This is a genomic window from Streptomyces sp. MspMP-M5 (assembly GCF_000373585.1).
Lineage (GTDB): Bacteria > Actinomycetota > Actinomycetes > Streptomycetales > Streptomycetaceae > Streptomyces.
This window is the reverse complement of record NZ_KB891908.1, coordinates 53,040-68,039: the sequence shown is the minus strand read 5'-3', so window position 1 is coordinate 68,039 and position 15,000 is coordinate 53,040. Positions and strand designations below refer to the sequence as shown.

At 72.9% G+C, this 15,000-nt stretch carries 10 protein-coding genes; 4 read left to right on the top strand and 6 right to left on the bottom strand.

The genetic code is table 11. The features are described from left to right. Nucleotides 1–442: 442 nt before the first annotated feature. Together B073_RS0126605 and B073_RS0126600 are read left to right on the top strand one after the other, a co-directional pair. The gene (locus B073_RS0126605; protein WP_018541138.1) at nt 443–2,500 is read left to right on the top strand and encodes a phosphocholine-specific phospholipase C; all 2,058 of its coding nucleotides are present in this window, start codon (nt 443–445) and stop codon (nt 2,498–2,500) included. A 125-nt stretch (nt 2,501–2,625) separates the two neighbouring features. Beyond that, nucleotides 2,626–3,684, top strand: a complete 1,059-nt coding sequence (locus B073_RS0126600; protein ID WP_018541137.1) for an aldo/keto reductase — start codon at nt 2,626–2,628, stop codon at nt 3,682–3,684. A 90-nt stretch (nt 3,685–3,774) separates the two neighbouring features. On the opposite strand, the gene B073_RS0126595 is transcribed toward B073_RS0126600, so the two are convergent. After that, complete coding sequence (locus B073_RS0126595; protein ID WP_234025172.1) at nt 3,775–4,950, bottom strand: L,D-transpeptidase; 1,176 nt, start codon at nt 4,948–4,950, stop codon at nt 3,775–3,777. 149 nt (nt 4,951–5,099) lie between these two features. After that, a complete protein-coding gene (locus B073_RS41245) occupies nt 5,100–6,353 on the bottom strand; it encodes a DUF6777 domain-containing protein (RefSeq protein WP_026247757.1) in 1,254 nt (417 codons plus the stop codon). Nucleotides 6,354–6,565: 212 nt separating this feature from the next. Between B073_RS41245 and B073_RS0126585 the strand changes: the two genes are divergently transcribed. After that, nucleotides 6,566–7,882 carry a streptophobe family protein gene (locus B073_RS0126585; RefSeq protein ID WP_018541134.1) on the top strand — a complete coding sequence of 439 codons (1,317 nt, stop codon included), beginning with the start codon at nt 6,566–6,568 and terminating at the stop codon, nt 7,880–7,882. A gap of 42 nt (nt 7,883–7,924) precedes the next feature. Here the strand turns inward: B073_RS0126585 and B073_RS0126580 are convergent, their stop codons facing one another. From B073_RS0126580 to B073_RS0126570, 3 genes are read right to left on the bottom strand one after another with little or no spacing between them, the layout of a single operon-like run. After that, the gene (locus B073_RS0126580) at nt 7,925–9,001 is read right to left on the bottom strand and encodes a protein kinase domain-containing protein (RefSeq protein WP_018541133.1); all 1,077 of its coding nucleotides are present in this window, start codon (nt 8,999–9,001) and stop codon (nt 7,925–7,927) included. Continuing rightward, complete coding sequence (locus B073_RS0126575) at nt 8,998–9,618, bottom strand: hypothetical protein (protein WP_018541132.1); 621 nt, start codon at nt 9,616–9,618, stop codon at nt 8,998–9,000. The genes B073_RS0126580 and B073_RS0126575 overlap by 4 nt, the downstream gene beginning before the upstream one ends. Nucleotides 9,619–9,678: 60 nt before the next feature. After that, nucleotides 9,679–12,030: an FHA domain-containing protein gene (locus tag B073_RS0126570; RefSeq protein WP_018541131.1), complete on the bottom strand. Its 2,352-nt coding sequence runs from the start codon at nt 12,028–12,030 to the stop codon at nt 9,679–9,681. 239 nt (nt 12,031–12,269) lie between these two features. Here B073_RS0126570 and B073_RS0126565 point away from each other — a divergent pair, with 239 nt between their 5' ends. Continuing rightward, nucleotides 12,270–13,748, top strand: a complete 1,479-nt coding sequence (locus B073_RS0126565; RefSeq protein ID WP_026247756.1) for a nucleobase:cation symporter-2 family protein — start codon at nt 12,270–12,272, stop codon at nt 13,746–13,748. Between the two features lie 82 nt (nt 13,749–13,830). On the opposite strand, the gene B073_RS0126560 is transcribed toward B073_RS0126565, so the two are convergent. Continuing rightward, complete coding sequence (locus B073_RS0126560) at nt 13,831–14,466, bottom strand: hypothetical protein (RefSeq protein ID WP_018541129.1); 636 nt, start codon at nt 14,464–14,466, stop codon at nt 13,831–13,833. Between the last annotated feature and the right edge of the window lie 534 nt (nt 14,467–15,000).

Sequence of the window (15,000 nt, the reverse complement as noted above, 5' to 3'; positions counted from 1 at the left end):
CTAGGGCGCTTCTGACGGATCTCCGCGGCGTCGCGGCGCCTGGCACGCACTCTCGCGGCGTTGCCGGAATGTCTCCATAGCTCCGCTATGAAGCCATCCCGGCGCCTTGCGAGAGCACGCACCAGGCGCCGCTCCTTCTTCCACGGAGATCCGTCAGAAGCGCCCTAGCCCCCGAGCCCCGGCTCGGCACCGCCCACGGCCGGCGGGTCACGGTACACACACCGTGACCCGCCGGCCGTTTGCCGTGCCCGGGCCTCCGGCCTGCGAGTTCGTCCTCCGTACCGCGAGGTGTCACTTCCGGGACATCCCCTCTTCCCGGACCCTCGTTCCTCTTGGAACACTCTGCTGACCGCTGTACCGCGGTATCCGAACGACCCCTTCCGCACCGCGCTCCCGATCCGACCGTCCGTCATCCCCCCACCCACACGAGGTCCCCAGACACATGGCTGACATCAACCGCCGGCGCTTCCTCCAGATAGCCGGCGCCACCGCGGGCGCCACCGCCCTCTCCAGCAGCATCGCCCGCGCCGCCGCCATCCCCGCCCGGCGCAGCGCCGGTTCCATCAAGGACGTCGAGCACATCGTCGTCCTGATGCAGGAGAACCGCTCCTTCGACCACTACTTCGGCTCGCTGCGCGGCGTCCGCGGCTTCGGCGACCCGCGCCCGGTCACCCAGCCGAACGGCAAGTCCGTCTGGTACCAGTCCGACGGCGGCAAGGACCTGCTGCCGTACCACCCCGACGCCGAGAACCTCGGTATGCAGTTCATCGAGGGCCTCAACCACGACTGGCACGGCGGCCACCAGGCATGGAACAACGGCCGGTACGACCAGTGGATCCCCGCCAAGGGCACCGGCACCATGGCGTACCTGACGCGTAAGGACATCCCCTTCCACTACGCGCTCGCCGACGCCTTCACCATCTGCGACGCCTACCACTGCTCGCTGATGAGCTCCACCGACCCCAACCGCTACTACCTGTGGACCGGCTACGTCGGCAACGACGGCACCGGCGGCGGCCCGGTCGTCGGCAACGAGGAGGCCGGCTACGGCTGGACCACCTACCCCGAGCGCCTGGAGAAGGCCGGCGTCTCCTGGAAGATCTACCAGGACATCGGCGACGGCCTGGACGCGGCCGGCAAGTGGGGCTGGATCGACGACGCCTACCGCGGCACCTACGGCGACAACTCGCTGCTCTTCTTCAACCAGTACCGCAACGCCAAGCCCGGCGACCCGCTCTACGACAAGGCCCGCACCGGCACCGACGCCAAGCGGGGCGACGGCTACTTCGACCAGCTCAAGGCCGACGTCAAGGCCGGCAAACTGCCCCAGATCTCCTGGATCGCGGCCCCCGAGGCGTTCTCCGAGCACCCCAACTGGCCCGCGAACTACGGCGCCTGGTACGTCTCCCAGGTCCTGGACGCGCTCACCTCCAACCCCGACGTGTGGAGCAAGACGGCGCTGTTCATCACCTACGACGAGAACGACGGCTACTTCGACCACGTCGTCCCGCCGTTCCCGCCGGCCTCCGCCGACCAGGGCCGCTCCACCGTGGACACCGCCCTGGAGCACTTCCCCGGCAATGCCACCTACGCCGCCGGCCCCTACGGGCTGGGCCAGCGCGTCCCGATGTTGGTGGTGTCCCCCTGGAGCACCGGCGGCTACGTCTGCTCCGAGGTCTTCGACCACACCTCCGTGATCCGCTTCATGGAGCGTCGCTTCGGCGTCCACGAGCCCAACATCTCGCCCTGGCGCCGCGCGATCTGCGGCGATCTGACCTCCGCCTTCGACTTCTCCCTGGAGAACACCAAGCCGGCCGCGCTCCCGGACACCAAGGGCTACCAGCCGCCGGACCACAACCGGCACGACAGCTACCACCCCACGCCGCCCGCCAACCCCGTGCTGCCCAAGCAGGAGGCCGGCTCCCGCCCCAGCCGCCCGCTGCCCTACGCCCCGCTGACCGACGGCAAGGCCGACGTCGCCGGCGGCCGCTTCACCCTCACCTTCAGCGGCGGCGGCGCCGCCGGCGCCTGCTTCCTGGTCACCTCCGGCAACCGCACCGACGGCCCCTGGACGTACACCACCGAGGCCGGCAAGACCCTCTCCGACACCTGGAACACCGCCTACTCCAAGGGCAGTTACGACCTGACGGTGCACGGCCCCAACGGCTTCCTGCGCACCTTCCGGGGCCCCGGCAAGAAGGCGACCCCCGAGGTGACCGCCCGCCACGACGCCGCCTCCGGCCGGCTGGAGCTGTCCTTCACCAACCACGGCACCGCCCCCGCCCGCCTGACCGTCGCCAACGCCTACGGCGGCGCCAAGAAGACCGTGCGGGTCGACCCCGGAGGCACCGTCACCCAGCGCGTGGACCTCACCGCGAGCAAGCGCTGGTACGACCTGACCGTCACCGCCGACACCGACGCCGGCTTCCTGCGCCGGCTCGCCGGCCACGTCGAGACCGGCAAGCCCGGCGTCAGCGACCCGGCCCTGCACACCGCCTGACCGGCCCGGCCGGGCGGCGCCCCAGCACCGGCGCCGCCCCGCCGCCCGCCGGCGGGAAGGTCGCCTTGCCCTGGAGTGCACTCCAGCTCCTAGCGTGTGACCCACCACCGACCAGAGGGGAACACGTGCGGTACACACTGTTCGGCAGGACCGGTCTCCGGGTGAGCGAACTGGCCCTGGGCACCATGACGTTCGGCGAGGACTGGGGCTGGGGCGCCGCCAAGGACACCAGCGCGCGCCTCCTCGACGCCTACGCGGACGCCGGCGGCAACTTCCTCGACACCGCGAACAACTACACCGGCGGCACCTCCGAGACGATGCTCGGCGAACTGCTCACCGGCCGCCGGGACCGCTTCGTCCTGGCCAGCAAGTACACCTGCGCCACCGCCCAGGGCGACGTCAACGCCGGCGGCAACCACCGCAAGAACCTCGTGCAGTCCGTCGAGGCCAGCCTCCGCCGGCTGAACACCGACCGCCTGGACGTGCTGTGGGTGCACGCCCGGGACAACTTCACCCCCGTCGAGGAGGTGATGCGCGCCCTCGACGACCTCGTGCGCTCCGGCAAGGTGCTCTACCTCGGCGTCTCGGACTGGCCCGCCTGGGAGATCGCACAGGCCAACACCCTCGCCGAGCTGCGCGGCTGGACCGCCTTCGCCGGCTCGCAGCTGCGCTACAACCTGCTGGAGCGGACCGTGGAGCGCGAACTGCTGCCCCAGGCCCGCGCCTTCGACCTCGCCGTGCTCGCCTGGGCACCGCTCGCCGCCGGCAAGCTCACGGGGAAGTACCGGCGCGGCGAGTCCGGCCGGCTGGACGATCACGACTGGGACAACCGCGCCGACCACAACGCCGAGGAGACCGTCACCGCCGTCCTGGAGATCGCCGAGCAGGGCGGCTGGAGCCCGGCCCAGGTGGCCCTGGCCTGGCTGCGGCAGCGCCCCGGCAACATCATTCCGATCGTCGGCGCCACCAAGGAGAGCCAGCTGGCCGACAACCTCGCCAGCGTCGAGGTGACCCTCGACCCGGACGCCGTGGCGCGGCTGGACGCCACCAGCGCGGTCCCGCTCGGCTTCCCGCACGCCTTCCTCCGCGAACCGGGCATCACCGAGACCGTCTACGGCGACCGCTGGGCCGCCATCGAGGACCGGCGCTCCACCTACCGGCGCACCGTCCACGAGGTCCGCTGACGGCCCCGCGCGCCACCCGGCCCCGAACGCACAACGCCGCCGCCCGGACGTCCCGGGCGGCGGCGCTTCGGTCGGGTGCGGCCGGTGCGGCTACTTCAGCGCGCTGCGCTGCTGCCACTGCTGCCAGGTCTCCTGCCAGACCTCCAGGCCGTTGCCGACTTTGGTCTTCTCGGTGTTGGAGGTGCCTTTCACCTCGACCGTGGAGCCGATGCTCAGGAAGTCGTACGCCTTCTTGGCGTCCGACGTCGTCATGCCGAAGCAGCCGTGGCTGTTGTTGACCACGCCGATGGACTGGTTCCAGGGCGCGGAGTGCAGGAAGGTGCCGGACGCGGTGAGGTGGGTGACCCACTTCGAGTCCAGCATCCACTGGTTGCCGTAGCCGATGGTGGCGGAGTCCATGGTCTCGGCGGCGTTCTTGCTGCGGACGGTGTGGATGCCGCCGCGGGTGGGGGCCTCCGGGGAACCCGCCGAGCCCTTGATCGTGTCGACCGGCTTGCCGTTCTCGTACAGGGTCATGCTGTGCGCGGGCACGTCGATGACGGCCTTGTGGTCGGCGCCTATCTTGAAGTCGAAGTCGTAGTCCCGCGCGAAGTAGCGGCCGCCGCCGGAATCTATCCCGCCCAGCGCGCCCCGCACGGAGACCTTGGTGCCGCTCGGCCAGTAGTCCTTGGGCCGCCAGTCGATCCGGTCGCTGCCGTCGTAGTCCTGCACCCAGCCCCAGGCACCCTCCACCTTCGGCTGGCTGGTGACCTTCAGCGCCTTCTCGACCTCGGCGCGCTGGCTCTTGGCCACCTTGTGGTCGAACTTGATCGAGATCGGCATACCGGTGCCGACCGTCTGCCCGTTGCCCGGCTGGTTGGTGAGCTTGTTGACCTTGTCGGCCTGCTCGGTGGTGAACTTCGAGGTGGCCTCGGACTCCTTGCCGCCGGTGGACTTCGCCTTGGTGGTCACGGTGTAGGTGGTCTTCGGCCGGACCTTGCCCTCGGACGTCCAGGACGCGCCGTCGGCGGCCAGGTGGCCCGGCACCTTGGCGCCCTTGTCGTCCTTGACGTCGACCGCGGTCAGCTTGCCCCCGTCCGCTTTCACGGATATCGGCGAGCCGAGCTTCGCGGCGGTGCCGCCGGCGGCCGGGGTGACGGTCACCTTGGCCGCGGGCTCCGCCGCCGTGGACGAGCCGGCGCCGGTCCCGCACGCGGTCAGCAGCAGCCCCGCCGCGAGGGCGGCGGGTATCAACCGGGCGGTGTGGCGACGTGTTCCGGCGTGCACGAGGGTCCCTCCAAAGCTGAACATCGGACAGCGGCGGAGTCACAGGCATCCGCCGCATATCCAGACGTTTCGTCCGCTTCAGAGGTTGTGTGGTGCATCGGTTTGTTAGGACACAGTTCGATATCGAAGCCCGGAGGGCGCCGAGCGGGTCAACCGGAGCCGGACCCGGCCGGGGTGCCGGGACTCTCGCCCCCGCCGGGCGACCCGGGCTGCTCCGGTGTGGTGGGCCCGGGTGTGGGCTGCTCGGGGGTCGAGGGGCTGCCCGGCGTCGAGCCGGGACCCGACGGCGACTCCGGCGAGGTGCCGCCCGGCGACTGCGGGGACTCCGGCGTCGTGCTCCCCGGCGAACCGGAGGAGGACCCGGGGGAGGGCGGGGTCGACGGGGGCGGGGAGAACGGCGAACGGGACGGCGGGGGCGCCGGCTGGTCCGTACTGCCGTCGGTGCCGCACGGGCGGGTGAAGTACTGCCCGGTGTCCGGGTCCTTGAGGACGAACTTCTTCACCGGCTTCGGCGCCTGCTGCACGGTCACCACGTTCGCGGTCCGGAACCCCGGCCAGGGCTTGCCCTGGAGCGTCAGGCGCTTGCCGCCGGTGGCCGCCGGCGGCGTCAGCGGGTTCCCGCAGATGCAGCGCACCCGCGGCACCCCGAGCGCGTCCACCAGCACCGCCGTGCCCGCCTGGAGCACCGCCTGGAAGTCGGTGGCCTTGCCGTCCTGGTAGCCGTGGTTGGTGACCCAGGTGTCGACTTGCAGCTGCACGGGGGTCAGGGACCGCAGATACGCCGGCAGTTCCTCGGGGCTCTTCCCCTCCGCCCCGGCGAACGCCCGCGCCTTGTCCGGGTTGGCCCGGAGGTAGCGGATCTGCTTCTCGACGTCGCAGCTGGCTTTGGACTGGCTGCCGCCGTACAGGCCGGGCGCCGCCCCCGACACGCTGGTGGCCTGGTGGTCGCCGTGCGGCGCGACGGACGGGGTGGCCGTCGGGGACGCGGTGCCGTCCCCGTTCACCGTGGTGCCGGTATACGGGGACGGGCCCGAGGAGCCGGCCGACTCCAGGTACAGTGCGCCCGCGCTTCCGCCGCCGCCCAGGCGGGGCAGCACCACCGCGAGGATCACGGCCACGACCACCGCGGCCGTGGCGAGCGCGATCCGCGGCGCCGACCGCCACCAGGGCCGGCGCGGCCCGGGGGGCTCGCCGGCCGGTCCGCCCCGGCCACGATCGCCGCCTCCGCCGTCCCCGCCGCCCCCTTCGCGGCCTCCGCCACCGGTGTCATCCGGCGGCGGGGTCTGCGGCCAGGAGCGGGTCCGAGGATGGGAGGGCTCGGTGGGGGAGTCGGAGAGCGGACCGGACGGCGGGCCGGCCGGCTCGCTTCCCGGCTGGTCGTCCGGTGGCGGTGAAGATGTCACGGGGTCCCTCTTCCCGGCGTGCTCGGGCCGTCGGGCGCGGCGAACTACGCCCGGATTCGCGGCTTAAGAGTCATGTGTAGGCATATGCGTCTGGGTAATTGTGTGCTCAGGTCGGGCGCGCTCCGCAAGCGGGGCGGCACGGAACGTGCGTACCGTGACCGGGACGGCGCCTCGGCCCCGCGCCCGGCACCAGACACCCGCAGGAGGCAGTCGTGAGCCAGACGCCCGGCCCGGCGGCGGCCGGCCCGGAGAGCCCGTCCACCCACCGCGTCCCCGGGGCCCTGCGCGGCTGGGGCGAGGCGCTCGGCGCCGCCCTGGCGGGCCTGCTGACCATGGTCGTGACCGCCGCGCTCGGCCTGTGGGCGGCGGGCGCGGCCGACCTGCCGGCGGGCGCCTTCCCCTCGGTCGTCGCGGCCGCCGTCGTCGCCGCGGCCGGCGGCTCGCTGCACGCGACCGGCGACGCCGGGATCATCGCCGAGGCACACGCCGCCGTGGACGCCGTCCCGCTGTCGGTGACCCTCGCCGGCGCCCTGGTCACCGCCGCGGTCTTCCTGCGGCCGCTGCGGCACCGCGCGGTCGCCCCGACCGGCGAACTGCTCGGCCGGATCGCCCGGACGGCGGCGTGCTGGCTGGTCCTGCTGTGGCTGATCGCGCTCGCCGCCCGGCACAGCTTCACCGTCTCCGTCGGCAACGACCTCGCCGACCGGATCGGCGCCCTCCTGGGCAGCACCCCCACCGTCGGCTTCCGCGCCGACGTCCCGGCCACCCTCGGCTACGGCCTGCTGTGGGTGCTCGCCGTACTGGTGCTGGCCTTCCTCGTCTCCCGCGGGGCGCCGCTCTCCTCCCGGCTGCTGCGCTTCCAGGACTCGGTCCGCCCGCCCGCCCACGCGATGCTGCTGACCCTGCTGGTCTACGCCGGGCTCGGGCTGCTGGTCGGGATCGCCGAGCTGATCACCCGCGGCGACCCGGCCCGGACCCTTGCGGTGATCCTGCTGGGCCTGCCCAACCTCGCCTGGCTCGCGCTGGGCATCGGCACCGGCGGCGGCTGGACCGGTCACGTCGACAAGGCCCTCGGACTGCCGCTGCCGCACGCACTGCAGGAGGTGCTGGGGCAGCGCGGGACGCAGACCGTCGACCTGGGCTCGCTCGGCGCCGAGGACGGACGGGTCCGGCTGCTGGTCGCGGTGGCCGCGGTGGTGCTGCTCGGCGCCGCGTTCGCCGCGGCGGTCCGCGCCCCGGCCCGCACGCCCCTGTGGCGGCACGCCGTCGAGATGGCGGTGGCGCTGGCGCTGACCCTGCTCGTCGTCGGGCTGCTCACCCGGATCGACGCCCGTTACGGGCTCTCCCTGATCGGCGTCGGCGACCTCGGCGGCGACCTGGGCGGCGCGGTGACACTGCAGCCGCAGCTGTGGCGGCTGGTGGGGGTGGGCGCCGCCTGGGGCCTGGTCACCGGCCTCGCCGGCGGCCTCGCGGCGCGCCGGGTCCGCCACCCCGGCCAGCTCCGCGACGCCCGGCCGCCGGGCTCCTGACGACCGGACGACGGGCGGCCTGACCCGGGCCCGGCCGCCGGCCTACGCCCCCCGGGTGCCCGGGACCGGGAACACCGGGAGCGCCCAACTCGGCGGCGGCGGGGGAGCGGTCCCCTGCACGGTGCCGCGGTCCGCCCCGCCGACCGGGACGTCCGGCCGGCTCCGCGCCGGCTCCGCCGGCGACACCCCCGCCGTCCCGGCCCGCCCGGCCGCCCGCAGCGCCGCCACGAACCCCCGGCAGGTCTCGTAGCGTTCCTCCGGTTCCTTGGCCAGCGCGCGGGCGAACACCGCGTCCACCGCCGGCGGAAGGTCGGGCCGCGTACCGCTGGGCGCGGGCGGCGGCTGGTGCAGATGGGCGCCGAGCAGCGCCCGGTCGTCGTCGCGGACGAACGGCGGCGTCCCGGCCAGCATCTCGTACGTCACGCAGGCCAGCCCGTAGACGTCGCACCGGCCGTCCACCGGGCGCCCGGCGATCTGTTCGGGTGCCACGTAGTCCAGCGTCCCGATGAACTGGCCGACGCTGGTGAAGCCGGTCAGCGACAGCGACTTCTTCATCAGCCCGAAGTCGGTCAGATAGACGTGCTCGGGCCGGTCGGTGTCGGTGCCCTCGGCGACCAGCACGTTGCCGGGCTTCACATCGCGGTGCACCAGGCCGCGGGCGTGCGCGGCGTCCAGCGCGGACGCCACCTGGCCGGCGATCCGGCAGGCGGTCGCGAGCGGCAGCCGGCCCTCGTCGTCCAGCAGCGCCCGCAGATCGCGGCCCGCGACGTAGCGCATCGCGATGTAGAGGAGCCCGTCGGCCTCCCCGGCCTCGAAGACCGGCACGATGTGCGGATGGTCGAGGGACGCGGCCACCCGCGACTCGTACGCGAAGCGTTTGCGGAAGGTGTCGTTCCGGGCCAGCTCGGGGGTCAGCAGCTTCACCGCCACGGTCCGGCCCAGCCGCAGGTCCTCGGCCTTGTAGACCACCGCCATCCCGCCCCGGCCGATCTCCTCCCCGAGCAGGTACCCGGCGATCCGGCGGCCGTGCAGCCCGCCCGAGTCCGGCGCCGTCGGCCGCTCCCGGGGCCGGGCGCCGGCCGGCTCACCGGCCCGCTCGCCGCCCGGCCACCCGGTCACGTCCGGTCACCCGGCCCGCCGGGCGGGGGGAACGGCGGCGGGAACTCCGCCTCCCCGGGCAGCCCGCCCCCGTCCCCCGCACCCCTCGCATCCCCCGCGCCCGCCGCCCCGGCCTCCGCCGCCCCGTCCGCCGACGGCTCGTCCGTCACGGCGAACGTCACCAGCGACGCCCCGTCGCAGAAGCACCACCGCTCGTGCCGCGCGTCGTACAGCCACACCGCGTCGCCGTCCACCACCGCCCCGATCCGCGTCCCGCGCGTCCGCTCCGCGAACCCCTCCCGGTCCAGCCGACCGGCCAGCAACTCCTCGACGCCCTGCCGGTATCGGGACAGCGCGTCCTCGACGGCGGCCAGCAGCGGGCGCGGGTCCGCGGTCCGGGCGGTGGGCTGCCCGGCAGCCGGCGGGCCGTGCGGCAGCGACAGCAGCAGCCGCCCGTCCACCCACGCCGACCAGCCGTTGGAGCACCGGGCCAGCGCCCAGTCGCCGTGCCGCCCGACGACCTGGACGGGCAGCAGCGGATCGAGCGGCACCAGCGGGCGGGCGGCATCCGGCGCCGCCCACGTCGGCATCCCGTCCGGCGGGACGACATGGCTGGGGCGGAAGTCCGGTGCGGTCACAGGCGGCTCCTCGACGCTCCTCGCGCACGGCCCCGGCGCCGTACGCACCGACGGTCCCGGCTACCGGCGCATGATCTCGGGCTCATGGCGCCGCAGCAGCCGCAGGACCAGCAAGCCGCACACCGCCGACAGCACCACCAGCATCCCCATGTCCAGCAGCCAGGGGCCCACCGCGTGCCGGAGCAGCGGGTCCTCGGTCAGCGGCTGCGGCAGGATCCGGTGCAGGTCGACGGTGCCCGCCATGGCCGCGAGCGCCCAGCGGGACGGCACCAGCCACGACAGCTGCTCCAGCACCGGCGTGCCGCGCAGCGCGTGCAGCGCCCCGCAGAACACCACCTGCACGATGGCGAGGAGCACCAGCAGCGGCATGGTGACCTCCTCCTTGCGCACCAGCGCCGACACCAGCAGCCCCAGCATCATCGCGGTGAACGCCAACAGCGCCACCGCCAGGGTGATTTCGAGCAGCGGCGGCATCAGCACCCCGGCGCCGCCCGGCGCCCCGAGCCCCACCCCGAACAGCGCGACCACCGTCAGCACCACCGCCTGGACCACCGTGACCGCCCCCAGCACCAGCACCTTCGACATCAGATACGCCGACCGGGACAGCCCCACCGCCCGCTCCCGCTGGTAGATCACCCGCTCCTTGACCAGCTCGCGCACCGCGTTCGCGGCCCCCGTGAGCACCGCGCCCACGCACAGGATCAGCAGCACGTTCGTCGCCGTGCCCGCGGTCAGCTTCCCGCCGCTCAGGCCGTGCGCCATCGCCCCCATCACGAACGGCAGCGCCACCATGATGATCAGGAACGTCCGGTCCGAGGTGAGCGCCGCCGCGTACCGCCGCATCAGCGTCCACAGCTGCGCGCCCCAGCGCCGGGCCGGCGGCGGCGCCGCCACCCCGGCCCGCGGCACCGTCGGCGCGGGCGGCTGCCGGGTCTCCCCGGTGACAGACCGCCCGTACAGCGGCGAGGCCCGGAACTCCCCGGCCCAGTCCCGCCCGCGGTCGTTCTCGAACGCCTCGAACGCCTCCGGCCACTGCCCGAACCCGAAGTACGGCAGGGCCTCTTCCGGCGGCCCGTAGTACGCGCTGGTGCCGCCCGGCGCCAGCACCAGCAGCCGGTCGCAGACGTCCAGGCTCAGCACGCTGTGGGTGACCACGATGACGGTGCGGCCGTCGTCCGCCAGCCCGCGCAGCATGTGCATCACCGACCGGTCCATCCCCGGATCGAGGCCCGAGGTCGGCTCGTCGAGGAAGAGCAGCGACGGTTTGGTCAGCAGTTCCAGCGCCACGCTGACGCGCTTGCGCTGCCCGCCGGAGAGCTTGTGGATCGGCAGCCCGGCCCGCTCGGCCAGGCCGAGTTCGCCGATCACCTCCTCGACCCGGGCGGCCCGTTCGGCCGGCGCGGTGTCCTCGGGGAACCGCAGCTCCGCGGCGTAGCCCAGCGCCCGGCGGACCGTCAGCTGGGTGTGCAGGATGTCGTCCTGCGGCACCAGCCCGATGCGCTGGCGCAGCTCGGCGTAGTCCCGGTAGAGGTCCCGGCCGTCGTAGAGCACGGTGCCCTCGTCGGCGGGCCGCAGCCCGGTCAGTGCGTTCAGCAGCGTCGACTTGCCCGCGCCGCTGGGGCCGATCACGGCCAGCAGCGACTTCTCACCCAGCGGGAACGACACCCCGCCCAGCAGCGTCCGGCGCGCGGCGCCGGTGCCGACCCGGACGGACAGCCGCTGCACGTCCAGCGAGACCTCGCCGGTGTCGACGTACTCCTGGAGCCGGTCGCCGCCGAGGACGAACGCGGAGTGGCCGATGCCGATGACGTCGCCGGGCCGCACCGGGGCGAAGTCGACCGGACGGCCGTTGAGATAGGTGCCGTTGTGGCTGCCCAGGTCCGCGATGAGGTAGCCGCCGTCCGGGCCGGACCGGAGTTCGGCGTGCCGGCGGGAGACCGCGAGGTCGTCCAGGACCAGGTCGTTGTCGGCGGCCCGGCCGATCCGTGTGGTGCGGGCCGGCGGCAGCGGCCGGACGGTGCTGGGGCGGCGGAAGGTGTGGGTGGCCGCCGGATGCGACACCGACGACGGGCGGCCGGCGGCCGTGGGGCGGGCGACGCCGGTGAGCACCGCGCAAGGTCCGTCGGCCGGATTCCCGAAGCGGATCACGCTCCCCGGCCCGACCCCGGACCGCGACACCCGATGCCCCTCCGTGTACGTACCGTTCGTGCTGCCCTCGTCCTCCACCAGCCAGTGGCCCTCGGAGACCCGGAGCACCGCGTGGTGCCACGACACCCGGTCGTCGCGGAACACCAGCTCGCTGTGCGGGTCCCGGCCGACGTGGTAGTCGTGGTCCGGACTCATCACCTGGCTGACCCCGCCGGACTCCACGAGGAGTTCGGGCGCACGGGACGCATCCGGCCGCTCAGCCATATTTCAGATTTTACGGCGCATTCCTCGCCCTCGCCCCTGGTTACTCGCGCGGAGCGGCGGAGGTCAACTAGTGTGAGCGCCCCGATGAGCCCGCACCTGCGCATTCCACGGAATTGCCGGACTTCGGTCCGCTGATCAAAGGATGCCCCGGCGAACCGGGACGTACCGCACCTGCAGGGCAACGCACCATAGGGCCCGGGTTCCTTCTTATTCACCTACCTCGTGAAGGCAAGGCAGAGATGGCACGACTCGCGCGACAATCCCCCCAGCAGTTTCCCCGGCAGCGGCCCCATCCCGTCGACGAGGTGCTGCCGTTCGGCAAACTCGCCCTCTACGGCTTCCAGCACGTCCTCGCCTTCTACGCGGCCGCCGTCATCGTCCCGATCATGCTCGGCAACGCCCTCGGACTGTCCCGCGCGGAACTCGTCTACCTCATCAACGCAGACCTGCTGACCTGCGGAATCGCCTCCATCATCCAGGCGTTCGGGATATGGAGGATAGGCGCCCGGATGCCCCTCGTCCAGGGCGTCACCTTCACCGCGGTCTCCCCGATGATCGCCATCGGACTGGGCGCGGGCGGCGGCACCGCCGGACTGCTGGTGGTCTACGGCGCGGTCATCACCGCGGGAATCGCCACTTTCCTTTTCGCCCCGTTCTTCAGCAAATTGGTGAAGTATTTCCCGCCGGTCGTCATCGGCACGATTCTCACCATCATCGGCCTGACCCTCATCCCGCAGGCACTCCAGGACGCGGCCGGCGGCGCGCAGTTGGCCGGTAAGCCGGAATTCGGCGATCTGAAGAACCTCGGATACGCGCTGGGCACCCTGCTGTTCATTCTCGCGATCGTGCGGATCGGCAAGCCGCTGCTGAGCAGTATCGCGGTACTGCTCGGACTCGTCGGCGGAACGTCCGTCGCCTGGCTGCTCGGTGACGTCGATTTCAGCGGAGTGGGCCAGACCGACTGGTTCGGCGTCAGCACGCCGTTCCATTACGGAATGCCCAAGTTCGAGCCGTTCCCGATCCTCGCGATGATCGTCGTCATGCTGATCACGATGGTGGAGACCACCGGCGACGTCTACGCCATCGGCGAGATCACCGGCAAGCAGGTCGGCAACGACACCGTCGCCCGGGCGCTGCGCGCCGACGGCGTCGCCACCGTCCTCGGCGGCATCTTCAACTCCTTCCCGTACGTGGCCTTCGCGGAGAACATCGGCCTGGTGCGGATGTCGCGGGTGATGAGCCGGTTCGTGGTGGTCGCGGCCGGCGGTTTCATGATCGTGCTGGGGCTGGTGCCCAAGGCCGGCTCGGTGGTTGCCGCGATCCCGCACCCGGTGCTCGGCGGCGCCGCACTCTCCATGTTCGGCATGGTCGCCGCGGTCGGCGTCCAGATCCTCGGCAAGGTGGACCTGCGCGAGGAGCGCAACGCCCTGATCCTGGCGGTGAGTCTGGGCGCCTCGTTCCTGCCCACCGCGGTCGCGCCGTTCTTCGAGCGGATGCCGCAGGGCGTCCGGGCGGTGCTCGACTCCGGCATCACCCTGGGCGGACTGACCGCCATCACGCTGAACCTCGTCTTCAATGTCTTCACCCGTCGCAGGTCGGTGGAGATCGACTGGGACGAGTTCGCGGAGGACGAGTCCGCGGACGCGGCCGTGCCCACCACGGCCCCGGGCGAGCCGACGCCGGCCGGCCCCCCGCCGCACTCCCCGAACGCCTACTGACCGCGCGGCACCCCGCGCACCGACCCTCGGCCGTTTCGGCGGGGCGGGCCCACCACCGGCCCCGCCCCGCCGAACGGCCGTCTCAGTGCACCGAGTTGAACGGCGGCGCCTCGCCCGCCTCCCCGATCAGCTCCCAGAAGTGGTCCACCAGCCGCCGCAGATACGCCGACCGCTCGGCCGCGATCTCCTTCAGCCGGGCATCGGCGTTCCGCGCCACCACGTGCCCCATGTACCGCTCGGAGAAGTCCGCGAACTCCGCGTGCATGGTGCGCAGCGCGTCGCTCACCCGCGTCCGGTTCAGCGTGGTGATCTCGGTGACCGGCGCGACATGCGGCTTCCAGCGGCCCTCGATGGCCGCCCGCAGATGCCCGGCCAGCTCCTCGACCCGCCCCATCACCCCGATCAGCGTGCGCAGCGACAGCCCCAGCGCCTCCACCAGCGCCTTGGTCTGCCGGTAGTCGCCGGGCCACTCGTTGGCCACCTCCGCCGCGTGGTACGCCTCCGGGTCCATCCCGACCAGCTGCGCCAGCCGCTCCCCGCTCAGCTGCCGGGCCAGCCGGTGCTCCGCCAGCGTCCGCGGCTCCACCCCCATCAGCACCGCCGGCGGGCACCACAGCACATCCGCCAGGGCGAACAACTGCGGCTCGGTGGGCAGCAGGGAGCCGTACTCCCACGCCTCGATGACCTCGGGGCGCACCGGCGCACCGCACGCCGTCATGGACTGGGCGACCTGACTCGTGGTCAGACCCACCCGGGCCCGGGCGGAGCGGGCCTGAGCGGGAGAAAACGGAACGCTGTTCACGTACGCGACACCTCGCTGCACCCGGTGAGCAGGGGGTGCTGGGGGGAGGAGAAGGGAGCGGACATGGAGGAACATCCAGGAGCGGGCAGATTAACAGATCGGCCAGACGTACGAACCTCCAGTGCGGATCTGCCCCATGGGTATAGCCGACGCACCCGTGTCTACCGGGCGGTAGCGGCAGTTGGGATCGTCACGAGGGCGGGACGTAATGAAGGCGTTACGTGGATGACGGTGCCGCGTCACAGTGGTCACCGAGGCTGGCGGGTGCCGACGGGCCTTGCCGAGCGGGGCCCTTCGGTGTACACCAGACATCCGGTCCTCCCCCCACGATCCGATCAGGATGGGACCCTTCCTATGCGATACGCGCTCGACCGCCCCCGCGCGGTCCGATGCCTGCCGTCCGCCGTGCCGCCCGCCGGGGCCGTGTGCCACCGCGCCGCCGTCCGTCCC

Coding starts and splice junctions, on each gene's coding strand:
- B073_RS0126605 (WP_018541138.1), top strand. CDS start 443: ATGGCTGACATCAACCGCCGGCGCTTCCTCCAGATAGCCGGCGCCACC.
- B073_RS0126570 (WP_018541131.1), bottom strand. CDS start 12,030: ATGGCTGAGCGGCCGGATGCGTCCCGTGCGCCCGAACTCCTCGTGGAG.
- B073_RS0126565 (WP_026247756.1), top strand. CDS start 12,270: ATGGCACGACTCGCGCGACAATCCCCCCAGCAGTTTCCCCGGCAGCGG.
- B073_RS0126560 (WP_018541129.1), bottom strand. CDS start 14,466: ATGACGGCGTGCGGTGCGCCGGTGCGCCCCGAGGTCATCGAGGCGTGG.